Below are 14615 nucleotides of genomic sequence, written 5' to 3' on the forward strand. Positions count from 1 at the left end.
GCGGAAAGGGGCGATAAATCACAGTTCAAAAGGATTATTTTTTATGGCACATAGGTGACACAGATTAAACAGATGACCACAGATGAGAAATTCATGATGAACAAAATTATCAGTGAAAATCTGTTTAATCTGTGTCGTCTGTGTAACTCCTTTTTTAATGTACCGAATTATCAGCATTATGATACGCTTTCTATATTTCCTGCCAGAAACTTCCGCATATTCCCTATTGGCATTCCCCGGCGGCGGGCGTAGTCTTCCAGCTGGTCCTCTCCAATCTTGCCCACTGCAAAGTATCGGGATGCGGGATGTGCCAGCATCATGCCGCAGACGGAGGAGTGAGGGTGCATGGCTCCATGTTCAGTCAGCGTGATGCCTATCTGTTTCATGCCGAGCAGTTCGTCCAGCAAGAAATTCACGGATTGGTCGGGTAGGGAGGGGTATCCCACAGCGGGGCGGATGCCTTGGTACTTCTCGACCAGCAAATCCGGAATGGACAAGGATTCGTCGGGGGCATAGCCCCAAGCCTCCTTGCGGACATATTCGTGCATCTTTTCTGTGGCGGCTTCGGCGAGGCGGTCGTTCAAGGTTTGTACAAGGAGATGTTTGTAAGGGTCGTTCTTGTAAGTCTCTTCGGCCTCTTCACTGATGGTAGAGGCGAAAAGCCCTACGATGTCGGGTGTGTCCGAAGAGAGGGGACGTACAAAATCACTCAGACAGAGAAATGGACCGCCATCGGGTTGTGGTGTCTGCTGTCGGAGCAGAGGGAAGGTTGTTCCTTCTATCAAGAGGTTATCTCCATCTGCATTTGCCTGGCAAAGCCTGAAGATGCAATGGATGGAGATTGTTTCGTCCAGTCGGTCGAGCATTCTATTGGCTTCCTTGAAGAGCTGCATGGCTTCGGAAGCTTTGGTACGTTCCTCCTCGGGAAAGGTCGTCAGCCAAAGTGCACGGCAGGAATCGCAGCCATGGATGTTGGCAATAGCCGCAAAGCGAGGCTGGAAGCCCCAGGCATGGAAGAAATAAATCCAGTTGATGTAAGGGGTTACTTCATGAATCCGATACGAAAGCAATTCATGCCCCGGTGCCAGTATTGTCCTTTTCATCCCATTTAATCCCTAATCCTTAATTCCTAGCCTTCACTCCCCAAATCTCAGTTCCTCGCCACGATAAGCGTCGTCCACCATACCGTCAGTATAAACGGGATGTCCGTTGGCAAAAGTCCTTTCCACTTTCCAGTTGAAGGTATGTCCTTCCAATGGGCTCCAGCCGCATTTGCTCAAAACTTTGTCGGCTGTCACTTCCCACGGGGTATCGGGGCGTACCAGCACAAGGTCTGCCCGGTAACCTTCACGGATATAGCCGCGCTCGTTGATGTGGTAGATTTGTGCGGGAGCATGGCACATTTTTTCAACGATGGTCTCGAGAGTGAATATTCCCTCATCTACCAGTTGCAGCATGCTGACAAGCGAAAACTGTATCATCGGCATGCCGGACATGGCTTTCAAAGCACCCCCTTCTTTCTCGGCGAGCAGATGGGGGGCATGGTCGGTGGCTATTACGTCTATCAGGCCGGAGTTGACGGCTGCACGCAGGGCATCGCGGTCGGCTTGCTTCTTAATGGCAGGATTACACTTGATACGTGTACCCAACGTGCGATAGTCACTGAGCGTGAAGAGGAGATGGGCAACGCATGCTTCGGCGGTGATATGCTTCTCGGAAAGTGAATAGTCATTGAATAATTGCAGTTCCTTAGCTGTGGACACATGCAGGATATGCAACCGTGCTCCGGCAATTCTTGCCAGCCGTACTGCCAGTTCAGAGGATGCATAGCATGCTGCCGAAGAGCGGATGTAGGGATGCTTGCCTATGGGAATATCATTCTCTCCGGCAAACATTTCCTTATACTTGGCAATATTGTTCTTGATGGTTTCCTGGTCTTCGCAGTGGGCGGCAATCAGCATGTCTGTACCATTGAAAATATTTAGCAGGCTGTTCATCTTGTCTACCAGCATGTTTCCGGTACTGGAACCCATGAATAGCTTGATACCGCAGACACGGTGCTTGTCCAGCTTGCCGAATTCGCTGTAGTTGTTGTTTGTTGCACCGAAGTAGCAGGAATGGTTTACGATACACTTTTCGTTCAGTAAATCGAGCTTGGCGTTCAAAGCATCCAGTGTAGTGGTCACTGGATTTGTATTGGGCATATCCATGATGGAGGTCACACCACCTGCGGCAGCCGCACGGCTTTCGGTGAGGATGTCCGCTTTGTGGGTTAGCCCGGGATCGCGAAAATGTACATGGTCATCGATGATGCCCGGCAACAGATAGCATCCGGTGGCATCTATGGTTTCATCACAAGGGGCAGAGAGAGGTTTCCAGTTGGTCAGTACCTCTGCAATGCGCCCGTCTTCTATCACTACGGAACCTTTCACGGATTGTCCTTCGTTGACAATCGTAGCGTTATGTATCAATGTTCTTTTCATATCTTCCTAATATTTATAGTAAACCCCTATCACTCTATCACCCATCACTTCATCTCCTTATCTACAGTAGGATATTTATGAAACCAACTGTTCCATTTCAACCGAATCACTCCGAATACGGCTTCACCAAAAATACTGCTGTTCATTTTGGAAGTGCCCAGTTCGCGATTGATGAAGATGACAGGCACTTCCTTTACCTTGAAGCCGCATTTGTAGGCGGTGAATTTCATTTCTATCTGGAAGGCGTATCCTTTGAAGCGGATACCGTCCAGATTGATAGTCTCCAATACCCGGCGGCGGTAACATACAAATCCGGCTGTAGTATCGTGGATGGGCAGCCCCGTGATGAAGCGTACATATTTGGAGGCAAAATAAGACATCAGTACACGTCCCATGGGCCAGTTCACTACGTTCACACCACTCACATAACGTGAACCGATGGCTACATCGGCACCCTCTTCGGAGCAGGCCCGGTAGAGACGGGGCAGGTCTTGGGGATTGTGGCTGAAGTCGGCATCCATTTCGAATACATACTCATAGTCTCGTTGCAATGCCCACTTAAAGCCGGCTATATAGGCTGTTCCCAATCCCAGCTTTCCTTTGCGCTCCACCATGAAGAGGCGTTTGGGGAACTCTTTCTGTAAGGTTCTGACGATATCTGCCGTTCCGTCGGGCGAACCGTCTTCAATGACAAGGATGTGAAAACCATGTTCCAGAGCAAAAACGGCACGGATGATATTTTCTATATTCTCCCGTTCATTGTAGGTGGGGATGATGACAATGCTGTCTGATATTTGCATACTTATAGGTAATGGGGGTTATAACTGGGAACAAATGTAATACATTTCTTTTTTATCTGGCAGCATTTTCACACAAATCTTGATTTTGCAAAGTTCTGGCGCCACGACTCTTTCATTTATGTAGCTCCTTCTAACTCCTGACTATGAGGAATGCAGGTTAAATCAAAGAACCGTATGCTTGACTTTGAACTTTAGCCTCAATCTTTAGCTATTCCCGTTTCAATCATTAACAGAAAACATTCATACTATTAAAGAAAAACTTTCGAAGTATAAAGGATAAAGTGGGTAGATATAGGGAGAAAAAGTGCTCTTCAGTCTTGGTCTGTCTATCCCAAGCCTTGGGATAGACAGACCAACCCCTGGGATACATGTCCGCAGGCTGGGGATAAACTTTGTGTAACATAACTCCTGAATAGGGATTGTGCAGGCTGTGTTATTCATAATTGGAGGAAAAGAAGTTTCATTGCCTTCCCCGATAAATAGGGCGATACAGAAAAAAGGTGAAGGATGTGCAGGCTGACAGCAGAAAGATTATTTCAGAGAACATAGTTGCCGACAGGTCAAAGCTAAAGATTATTTGTGTATTTTTGCACCGAATTTATTTCGGTAGGATACCTTATGAGAGGCAATACCGGGGGAAAAAGCGCAAAGCAATGAATATAACTGAACTGCAACAATCTTATGCTTCCCATCCCAATGTAGAGGGGGTGTGCAGGCTTCTGAAAGATAACTCTGTCCGTCACCTATATTGCGGAGGTTTATATGCCTCTGCCGCTTCTTTGTTTTCGTCTGTATTGGTTCAGCGGGCTACTTGTCCGCTCGTTTTCATTCTGGGCGATATGGAGGAAGCCGGTTATTTCTATCATGATTTGACGCAGATATTGGGGACGGAGCAGGTATTGTTTTTTCCTTCTTCGTTCCGTCGCGCCATCAAGTACGGGCAGAAGGATGCGGCAAACGAAATTCTCCGTACAGAAGTGCTGAGTCGCCTGCAAAAAGGAGAAGAGGGGCTTTGCGTGGTGACCTATCCGGATGCGCTGGCCGAAAAGGTGGTCTCTCGTAAGGAACTGGGGGAGAATACACTGAAACTGCATGCAGGCGAGAGGGGGGATATGGACTTTGTGACGGACGTATTGCGCAGCTACGGTTTCGAATATGTGGATTACGTTTACGAGCCGGGGCAGTATGCCGTTCGTGGCAGTATTATCGACGTCTTTTCCTTCTCTTCCGAATATCCCTTCCGTATAGACTTCTTCGGCGATGAGGTGGAAAGCATCCGTACCTTCGAGGTGGAAACACAGCTCTCGAAGGAGAGGAAAGAAAGCATCGTGATAGTTCCCGACTTGAGCCATAGCCTGGAAAAAAGGGGAAGCGGCGGCATGGTGTCGTTCCTCGATTTCCTTCCGTCGGACAGCTTGCTTGCCATGCGCGATTTCCTCTGGCTACGCGAACGCATCCAGACCGTGCACGACGAATCGCTCACCCCACAGGCCATCGCTGCCCGTGAGTCGGAGGAGAATGGAGCCATCACGCTGGAAGGCAAGCTGATTGATGGTGGCGAGTTCACCCTGCGCGCCCTCGATTTCCGCCGGATGGAGTTTGGCAACAAGCCCACCGGAACACCGGATGCCACCGTCTCGTTCCATACTACGGTACAGCCTATCTTCCATAAAAACTTCGACATGGTGGCGGAGAGTTTCCGCGAATACCTCTCCCGTCACTACACCATCTACATATGCAGCGACAGCCTGAAACAGACCGACCGCATCCGTGCCATCTTTGAGGACCGTGGAGACAACATATCCTTTACCGCCGTAGAACGGACACTGCACGAAGGCTTTGCCGACGACACTTTACGTATCTGTATCTTTACCGATCATCAGCTGTTCGACCGCTTTCACAAGTATAACTTGAAGAGCGACAAGGCGCGCAGCGGCAAGGTGGCCTTGAGCCTGAAGGAGCTGAACCAATTCACCCCCGGCGACTATGTGGTGCATACCGACCACGGTGTGGGGCGTTTTGCCGGACTGGTACGTATCCCCAACGGTGACACCACGCAGGAGGTGATGAAGATTGTCTATCAGAACGAAGATGTGGTGTTTGTCTCCATCCACTCTCTGCACAAGGTTTCCAAGTACAAGGGAAAGGAGGGTGAAGCGCCCCACCTCAACAAGCTCGGCACCGGAGCCTGGGAGAAGCTGAAAGACCGCACCAAGACGAAGATAAAGGATATTGCCCGCGACTTGATAAAACTCTACTCGCAACGCCGCGAGGAGAAGGGTTTCCAATACAGTCCCGACAGCTTCCTGCAACGGGAGTTAGAAGCCTCCTTCATCTATGAGGATACCCCCGACCAAAGCAAGGCTACTTCCGACGTGAAGGCTGACATGGAGAGTGCCCGCCCGATGGACCGCCTTGTGTGCGGTGACGTGGGTTTCGGCAAGACGGAGGTGGCTGTTCGTGCCGCTTTCAAGGCTGTGGCGGACAATAAGCAAGTGGCTGTACTAGTGCCCACTACCGTACTTGCCTATCAGCATTTCCAGACCTTCAAGGAGCGATTGAAAGGCTTGCCTTGCCGGGTGGAGTATCTGAGTCGTGCCCGCACCGCTGCTCAGGCAAAGGCTGTAGTGAAAGGGCTTGCCGAAGGGGAAGTGAATATTCTTATCGGTACCCACCGTATCCTGGGAAAAGACGTTAAGTTCAAAGACCTTGGTTTGTTGATTATTGATGAGGAGCAGAAGTTCGGCGTCTCCGTCAAGGAGAAACTTCGCCAATTGAAGGTGAATGTGGATACGCTGACCATGACGGCTACACCCATTCCCCGTACCTTGCAGTTTTCGCTGATGGGTGCGCGCGACTTGAGCGTCATCCAGACACCGCCACCCAACCGTTATCCCATCCAGACGGAAGTGCACACCTTCAACGAGGAAATCATTGCCGACGCCGTCAATTTCGAGATGAGCCGTAACGGGCAGGTATTCTTCGTGAATAACCGTATTTCCAATCTGTTTGAGTTGAAGGCCATGATAGAGCGGCACATTCCCGATTGCCGTGTCTGTATCGGACACGGACAGATGGAGCCTGCCGAACTGGAGAAGATAATCTTTGATTTCGTCAATTACGATTACGATGTGCTGCTTGCCACTACCATCATCGAAAGTGGCATCGACATACCCAATGCCAATACCATTATCATCAACCAGGCGCAGAACTTCGGCCTCAGTGATTTGCACCAGATGCGCGGACGTGTGGGGCGGAGCAATAAAAAAGCTTTCTGTTACCTGCTGGCACCACCTTTGTCCTCCCTTACTCCCGAAGCAAAGCGGCGTCTGCAAGCCATCGAAAACTTCTCCGACCTGGGCAGTGGCATCCACATTGCTATGCAAGACCTTGACATCCGTGGTGCAGGCAATATGCTCGGTGCCGAACAGAGCGGTTTCATTGCTGACTTGGGCTACGAGACTTATCAAAAGATTCTCTCCGAAGCTGTGCATGAACTGAAGACCGACGAGTTTGCCGACCTTTATGCCGAAGAACTGAAAGCAGACGGAGGCGTCATCAGTGGAGAACAGTTTGTCGACGAATGCCAGGTGGAAAGCGACCTTGAACTTCTGTTGCCTGCCGATTACGTGACTGGCAGCAGCGAGCGTATGTTGCTCTACCGAGAGTTGGACGGATTGACACTCGACAAGGATGTGGATGCTTTCCGTTCCCGCCTCGAAGACCGCTTCGGCCCGATTCCTCCCGAAACGGAAGAACTGCTGCGCATCGTTCCCTTGCGACGCCTGGCTGCCCGCCTCGGCGTGGAGAAAGTCTTTCTGAAAGGTGGGCGCATGTCCCTGTTCTTCGTCTCCAATCCGGACAGCCCGTACTATCAGAGCCAGGCTTTCGGTAAGGTCATTGCCTACATGATGAAATATACCCGTCGTTGCGACCTGCGCGAGCAGAACAACAAACGGAGTATGCTGGTGAAGGATGTCAGGACGGTGGAAGAAGCTGTCTGTGTGTTGCAGGAGGTAGTGGCAATGCAGGTGGAGGAGTAACTGTTGCCACTCCTGCCACTAACGTCCGAACTGCAAGGAGAATCCCAAATTGAAGAAAGTGATGTTGTTTTTGAACCAGCTATGATCTACTCCGTCATCATAGCCGTCCGTGTTGTAAAGTCGTGCATCGGGGTTGGCAAACCAGTCTGCTGTTAGGAAATCACAGCGAATCATACCCGAGAGTTTACAGCTGATGCGGAACTCATAGCCTGCAGCGAAAGTTATTCCACAATATCCTTTATGGAAAAGGTGTCCGTTCCGTTCACCGCGTTTATATGTCCGTTCTTGATAGTTCATATACCCGATGCCGAATGATAGGAACAGTCCTTGATTACCGTTGCTCCACAAGGGACGGTATGTGATGTTGGGGCGTATGCAGTGCAGATGTGCCTTATCCGACAGGCGGGCCATGCGCAGATAGTCATATTGAAGTCCCATGGCAAATAGGGGCGTGATGTAGTAGCGGCCTTCTGTCATGAGGTCATATCCCACCCGGTTGCCGTTCTTGCTGAAGAAGTCGTTGCGGTTTCCTTCTACATGGGGCAAGGAAACACCGCCACCAAGGATGATGCTGTAATTTTGCGGTAGGCATTCGCTTTGTGCCAGCATCCCTGTCACTCCGATGGAGAGTAGGGATAGACAGAGGAGGAATCGTTTCATGCAGTTGCTGTGAGTTTCTTGGAAATATCGTATTTTTATCGTTTCCCGTATAGCTTGTCTATCAAATCCGTCCGTCCTATCCGCCGCAGTTCGTTTATGATGTTCCTGCGCTCTTCGGGTTTGTACCAGAAGAAGAATTGGCGTTGAGCCAGTTTCTCGCGCTGCGTTTTGGCACTGAATACCGGTTCCAGCGTATAAGGATGGAAGCCCGTGTACCATGCTTCGGTGGCAACGGTCATGGGAGTAGGGGTAAAGTCTTGCACTTGCTCCAGATGGAAGTCCAGTCGCTTGGTGATGACGGCAAGCTCCGCCATATCCTCTTCCTTGCATCCGGGATGACTGCTGATGAAATAAGGGATGAGTTGTTGGCGCAGTCCTTCTTCACGGTTAATTCTGTCGAATATCTTCTTGAACTCACCGAACTGGCTGAACGGAGGCTTGCGCATGATGTTGAGCACGCGGTCTGACGTATGCTCCGGTGCTACCTTCAGGCGACCGCTGACATGGCGGGCAATGAGCTCGCGGGTATATTCCTGCGTACTTTTGTTAGTGTTCGGGTCCTTGCTCTGGTGCAGCAGCAGGTCATAGCGTACACCGCTGCCGATGAACGACTTCTTGATGCCGGGCAGGGCATCTACGGCATGATAGATGTCAAGCAGCGGACGGTGGTCTGTATTCAGATTGGGGCATACCTTGGGGTAGATGCACGACGGACGCTTACATTTCCTGCAGACGGCCTCATCCCGTCCCTTCATGCGGTACATATTGGCCGACGGGCCTCCCAAATCGCTCAAATAACCCTTGAAGTCTGGCAGCTCCGTGATGGCTTTCACCTCTTTCAGAATGCTCTCCTTGCTGCGGCTTACGATGAATTTGCCCTGGTGTGCGGAGATGGTGCAGAAGGCACATCCTCCGAAACATCCGCGATGCAGGTTGACGGAGAACTTTATCATGTCGTATGCCGGAATACGTTTTCCCTTGTATTTGGGATGGGGCAGGCGCGTGTATGGCAAGTCGAAAGAACGGTCGAGTTCAGCTTCCGTCAAAGGGGGATAGGGAGGATTGACTACTACCGTCAGCTTGCCGCTCTTTTGCAAGATGCGGGATGCTGTATATTTGTTGCTTTCCTCCTCGATATGACGGAAGTTGGCAGCTTCTTTCTTTTTATCTTTCAGACATTCTTCATGGGAAAAGAGGGTGATATCCCCTTCTTGTACCACTACTTCCTTGTCAAGGTAAACCATTTGGGGAATATCGGCGATGAGCTTTTTGAAGCTTGGGGCGTCCATCTGTGTCTGTTGGCGTTTCAGCCTTTCCGCAAGTTCCACCACCGGTTTCTCTCCCATGCCGTAGATGAGTGAGTCGGCTCCGCTGTCGAGGAGGATGCTGGGGCGTACACGGTCCTGCCAATAGTCATAGTGCGTCAGGCGGCGCATGCTTGCCTCGATGCCGCCCAGTACGACGGGGACATCGGGGAATAGCTTCTTTAATATCTGGGTATATACAATGGAAGGGTACTCCGGACGCATATCCGGACGTGCATCCGGGGTATAGGCGTCATCACTGCGCAAGCGTTTGTTGGCAGTATATTTGTTGACCATCGAATCCATACAGCCGGGACTGATGCCGAAGAACAGACGGGGACGTCCCAGTTTTTTGAAGTCGCGCAAGTCGTCGCGCCAGTTGGGTTGGGGGATGATGGCTACGCGCAATCCTTCTGCTTCGAGGATGCGGCCTATGACGGCGGCTCCAAAAGAAGGGTGATCCACGTAGGCGTCACCGCTGAAAAGTATTACATCCAATTCGTCCCAACCACGCAGTTCCACTTCTTTCTTGGTAGTAGGAAGCCAGTCTGTAAGGCGATATTCTTTCATTTGCACATTAAAAACTGTAATGTCATCCGTTCTCCGTCGTAAATCTCACGGAAGCCTATCTGCTGCTCGGAAAGATACTCTTTCATGTCATTGAAGGCAGCAGCGTCGTCCATGATGATTTCCAGCTTCTCGCCTTTTCCGGCCTCGCACATGGCTTTGATGGCAGGGATTAAAGGGCTGTAATGCTGTTGTCCGCAGGTGTCGATGGTTTTCATTTATTCTTCTTCTATGGTGTCTTGTTGGGAAAGCCATTGCAGATAGAGCTTGATGAGCTGTTGTAGTCCGAAGGCCTTCATGTTGTTGTGATAGATAACGTCGATACAGAGGTCGAGCAGGTCTTTGCTGTCTTCCTCTTGCGAGGCGATGAGGGAGCGGATGTTCAGTTTCAACTTGTCGAGCACGGTTTCGTCCACAATACCGTTGCTGTCGATGAGATGGCGGAAGAGGCCGTATTTCTCGATGGTGGCAAGATTCTCTTCAGAAACTTCTAAACTACGGGTTCCGCTGGGGTTGGCTTGTATAGTGTACATGATGTTTAATGTTTAGTGGTTAATGTTTAATGATTAATGGAAGCAAAGATAGTTTTTTCACTACAGATTACACAGATTTTCACAGATTATTTATAGGGATTGCTATTTTGTCTGTGTTAATCTGTGTAATCTGTGGTGAGAAAGCGGAGTATGGATGCCATAATTACATTTCTGGATGTTTCTTCCCGGATGCTTTCAAAAGGGAATCCCATGACAAAAGTGCGATAATCACTGCCTTGATAGGCTACGGCGGCGGGTGTGTTGCCGATGGCATAGGTCATGACTGGAAAAGCGGGAGACATGGGCAGGATGCAATCAGGGGAAGTGACCGGATAGCTTTGCTCATTCGGCAGGCGGGGAAGGGTGAAGGTATGCCCCAGTCCCCGGACAGCGATTTTGTCCCCGTCTGTTTTCAGAGAGTTGCCATGCCGGTACTTCAAGATATTCTGAATAAATTCTTTATTGCCCTGCGAGCTGTCCATATCGCTGCCTACGTAGGCACCGCTGACCAGGAGATGACCTCCCGACTGGCAATAGGAAGTCAGTATGCGCTGCATGGGCGAGGAGAATGTTTTGTAGTAGGTATTGCGTGCCGGATTGCTGGAATTGTCTTCTTTCTCAAGTCCGAGGATATAGTCCACTATCGGATAATCCTCTAATGAGAGGATGCCCTTTTCCACAGCCTCGTCGCTGCATGAGACGAAGCTGTAATTTCCGGCTGCCTGGATGGCTTTGCCATGTACGAAGGGGTAATCGAAAGTGTTTCCGATGATTTTCATGCCTTCGTATTCGTCACTGCTCTCTCCCAGACGTCGTCCTGCTTCCTTCCGGCTAAAATTCTGCTGGGCGCCGCAGAGGGAGATGTCATAGAGATAGGGTACGCCGGGATCTTGTGACAAGTCGAAGCCTGCCGCATCGGGGGTGTCTATAACGGCAGGCCCGCTGATGCGGTCGAATCCGTTGACGATAAGTATCTGTCCTTTTTCACGCTTTGCCTTGTAGGCGGCAAGAATTTCCGAAGGGAAGCTTTCGCCACCCCGGTTTACGGCGGTTACTTTAAAGGAATAGACGATGCCCGGTTCTATTTTTACGGTGTGGGATGGGGAGCTGACGCGTACGCCATTGTCAAATCCTCCACGACCGATACGTGTATATACAATGTATTCACGTGGTTTGGCAGTCGGCTCCAACGGGTCTTCCTCTCCTTGCCAGGAAAGCTCTAAAGTATTCTTCTTTTGACCGAAGCGGATGGCAAAGTGGCTGACGGGAAGGGGTTGGACAACGTAGTCTCTGCCGTGCTGGCTGCATATGTATTGCAGAATAGCTTTATAGAGCGCACGCCCGACGGTGAACTTGAAGTTAGGGTCATGTCCCAAGCGCATATCTGCGAAGTTCTGGTGCGACAACAGTTCTACGATGGTGGAAGGGACGGCGGGCAGGCGTGTTTCACTGTAGTTGCGGTTCCATAGGCTGCGGCGTGTCCAGTCTACGTTGAAGGTAGAGCGGATATCACGCTGCAACTGCGTTAGCAGAATGTCCGAAAGGTCACGGGAGGCATGGCGGTCTGTACCGGCATGCAGCCGGCCGTTGTTGAAGTTGGTGGTATAAATGCCGAGAGTGCCTATAATCTCATCTTCCTTACTGAAACCGGCATCGCTATGCAGGGCCATACTCATTTCAAAGGGGATGCCCAAACCTTCTTCCGTCGGGTTGAATAGTGATTTTCCTGCAAGGTAATTCACTGTACGGGAACGTACGTTGATGTCGTCGTTCATATCATTCTTTCCCTCATAGCCTCCATAGACGGGATAGGGCATGCCTGCCCATTGGGCAAAGTAGCGTGCGCCTTCCAGGTATCTGGGCAAGCCGCTGGTTTGTCCCCCGCGGGCAATGTTGCCCATGCCCCCTCCAAAGCGGACGGCATCGGCACAGACCACGCCTTTCTCTTTGCTTTCGTTGCTCAATACCACCATGCCGTAGTCGTTCCGGCCTTTGTCAAAAGTGAATGTGCCGAGGTACACCCATGTGCCGCCTCCTATTTGCTGGTTCACCTTGAACTCCGTGACGCCTCCATTGTGAAATACAAGATATTTGGCATCGCTTACGCTGCCCGGCAGTGTTTGGTAAGATACGTATACAGCATATTCTCCCGTTTCCGGAATATCGGGTACCCATTCGGCAAAAGCCTTGTCTTTCTTCTTTTCAGTTTTGGTAAAGCGTGCCGTGCCGGAGAGGAAAGGGTTTTCATTGTCCTGATAGATTCGTTTCCGTTGGGCAAATCCGGGTCGGGAGGTCTGTTCCCAACGTGCTTTCCGGCTTTTCACGTCCAGATAAAGGGAACCTTGTCCTCCATGTCCGCTCAGGCTACCGTCATTGTCTACGATGACTTCCTGCTTCTGCGTGTCCCTTTCGCGGGGAGTGAATACATTGGCTCCTGCATTCTCTAGCATGGGCAGGAGGTAGGGCAGGATGAAGGATTGGGTGAACTGGTCTTCTGTAGTGCAGAACAGCCTCGGGCGTTGCCATCCCCATTTGTCCTTGTCATTGATATAATATTTCCCGTGGCTTTGCCAAAGGGCGATGTGGCGTCCTTCCAGTCCGCGGGTGATGTCGTAGGGGCGCGAGGTACGGGTTACCCAGGGGGTACCTTTGTATTCCAGGTGGCTGAACAGACGTGCCTTGTCTTTCTTCCCTTTCCGGTAGAGGTTGGGGATAAGCTCTTCGATGCTCTTCCCGTCAGCAAAGACGGTGAGGTCGAAATAGTTCACCGGTCCTGGCAGGATTTGTCCCAGATGGCGGTAAATGGCATCAACGGTTTCAGGCCGTAGAGGCTGGTAGGCAAAGCGCTCGTTTGTATAGACAAGCAATTTCTTCTTCCGGAAGTCAATGCGGAAACTATCCAGCTTGCAGGTACCGATGTTGGCCGTATGGGTGGTGTATTCCCTAAAGAATGTCTGGAGGCGTTCTTCCACATTCTGCTCTAGTTCTTGTGCCGGAAGGAGGAATCCACACAAGAGCCATATGCCGGTTAGGATAAGTTTTTTCATACTGATGAAATATTGAAGTTGCCAATATCTGCTTTTACCAGACGGTGGTGCGTGCAAAAGTACATAAAAGAAAGCTTCACTGATGAGCGGGTTACTTTCTTTTTATTATTTTGCAGACATATAAGTAAGTCTTAAGAATTAAAAAGCATTAATCGGCAATCTTTTTCAGTTCTGTCAGTTCCGTAACTTTGTCCGGATAGAGGATGGCGTTGTGCGCAGCCATTTGAGCTGCTTTCTTATGGATTGGGTCCATTCCTTCGGGAGAATATGGGTTTTCTGTTACATTCTGATGGGTCAATGCCTCAAACCATGTGCAGGCAGCTGTATATCTGCCTATGGTTAAGTCAAGGTGGTATCCGTCCCTATTCATATGGTCGCCGATAAAGGAGGTACGTGCATTTTGTATGGCGGTTCCCGAAGGGATAATTTTCTTGATACCCACCAGGTTGGCGGCTTTCTTTACTGCATCCACAATGCTGGTGTACATTTTCATTTGGTTCTGGTCATAGTTTTTGAATCCGGTGTGGTTGGCATTGGTAGCATAAGCCCATGTCTGGTGCATCATTAATACGGTTTCCTTTCCAATTCGTTCCCTGATATAGTTAACCAATTCAGGTAGGGAAGCTTTGTAGCTGTCATAGATACCAGACAAAGGGCTGGCCTGCTGAACACTGATATAGTCCCATTTCTCATCGGCCAGTGCTTTCTCAATAGTCATTGACCGGGTTTCTGTTTTTTCCCCGTCTTTCTCTACTTTGCGATAGGCATAGGCCGGAGCGTTGTTGCGTATGTTTTGTACGTGCCGTTCCAGTGAACATCCTCCGATAAACATATTGCCGATAATCATGGTGATACCTTCAGCTTCTCCCAGTTCGTGCAAATATTGCTCTACTGCATCTTGTGAAAAGCTGTTGCCTATTGCCAATACTTTGATGGTGTCGTTATTGGCATGGCATCCATTTGCAAACAATGTAAATGGCGTGAGTAGGAATAAAATGACAAGGATGTTGATAGCATACTTTTTCATAATGGTGTTTGTTTTTAAGTTTTGTCGTTTCGATAAATAAGTAACAAAATTATTTGATTGTTTTTATATCTGCAAATATTCCTTGGGAATATAAGAAGGCTGAGACATGAAAAAATGAGATGCATTGCCGGAGCAATACATCTCATCCTAT

The 14615-nt window shown here is 49.9% G+C and carries 10 protein-coding genes; 1 reads left to right on the forward strand and 9 read right to left on the reverse strand.

Features of this window, described 5'->3' with window-relative positions; all coding sequences use genetic code 11:
* Positions 1–176 precede the first annotated feature (176 nt).
* Genes DXD65_RS08365 through DXD65_RS08375 form a run of 3 tightly spaced genes read right to left on the reverse strand, consistent with a single transcriptional unit; the run spans position 177 to position 3283 of the window.
* Positions 177–1103 carry a vitamin B12 dependent-methionine synthase activation domain-containing protein gene (locus tag DXD65_RS08365; RefSeq protein ID WP_117887543.1) on the reverse strand — a complete coding sequence of 309 codons (927 nt, stop codon included), beginning with the start codon at positions 1101–1103 and terminating at the stop codon, positions 177–179.
* Between the two features lie 33 nt (positions 1104–1136).
* Positions 1137–2483: a dihydroorotase gene (locus DXD65_RS08370; RefSeq protein WP_117887544.1), complete on the reverse strand. Its 1347-nt coding sequence runs from the start codon at positions 2481–2483 to the stop codon at positions 1137–1139.
* Between the two features lie 44 nt (positions 2484–2527).
* A complete protein-coding gene (locus tag DXD65_RS08375; protein WP_117600756.1) occupies positions 2528–3283 on the reverse strand; it encodes a polyprenol monophosphomannose synthase in 756 nt (251 codons plus the stop codon).
* Positions 3284–3936: 653 nt separating this feature from the next.
* On the opposite strand from DXD65_RS08375, the gene mfd reads away from it, so the two are divergent.
* Positions 3937–7326, forward strand: a complete 3390-nt coding sequence (gene mfd / locus DXD65_RS08380) for a transcription-repair coupling factor (RefSeq protein WP_117887545.1) — start codon at positions 3937–3939, stop codon at positions 7324–7326.
* Between the two features lie 18 nt (positions 7327–7344).
* Here the strand turns inward: mfd and DXD65_RS08385 are convergent, their stop codons facing one another.
* The 6 genes from DXD65_RS08385 to DXD65_RS08410 all read right to left on the reverse strand — a co-directional run bounded on the left by DXD65_RS08385 (position 7345) and on the right by DXD65_RS08410 (position 14464).
* Complete coding sequence (locus DXD65_RS08385; RefSeq protein ID WP_117887546.1) at positions 7345–7986, reverse strand: hypothetical protein; 642 nt, start codon at positions 7984–7986, stop codon at positions 7345–7347.
* 35 nt (positions 7987–8021) lie between these two features.
* Positions 8022–9860 carry a YgiQ family radical SAM protein gene (locus DXD65_RS08390; RefSeq protein WP_117887547.1) on the reverse strand — a complete coding sequence of 613 codons (1839 nt, stop codon included), beginning with the start codon at positions 9858–9860 and terminating at the stop codon, positions 8022–8024.
* A complete protein-coding gene (locus DXD65_RS08395; protein ID WP_005826683.1) occupies positions 9857–10075 on the reverse strand; it encodes a sulfurtransferase TusA family protein in 219 nt (72 codons plus the stop codon). Before DXD65_RS08395 ends, DXD65_RS08390 begins: the two co-directional genes overlap by 4 nt.
* Complete coding sequence (locus DXD65_RS08400; RefSeq protein WP_009036810.1) at positions 10076–10390, reverse strand: hypothetical protein; 315 nt, start codon at positions 10388–10390, stop codon at positions 10076–10078. It lies immediately after the preceding gene.
* A 116-nt stretch (positions 10391–10506) separates the two neighbouring features.
* A complete protein-coding gene (locus DXD65_RS08405) occupies positions 10507–13437 on the reverse strand; it encodes a hypothetical protein (protein WP_057256389.1) in 2931 nt (976 codons plus the stop codon).
* Positions 13438–13585: 148 nt separating this feature from the next.
* Positions 13586–14464: a DUF4886 domain-containing protein gene (locus DXD65_RS08410; RefSeq protein ID WP_057256390.1), complete on the reverse strand. Its 879-nt coding sequence runs from the start codon at positions 14462–14464 to the stop codon at positions 13586–13588.
* Positions 14465–14615 lie beyond the last annotated feature (151 nt).

The organism is Bacteroides sp. 4_1_36 (assembly GCF_003466325.1).
GTDB lineage: Bacteria > Bacteroidota > Bacteroidia > Bacteroidales > Bacteroidaceae > Bacteroides > Bacteroides uniformis.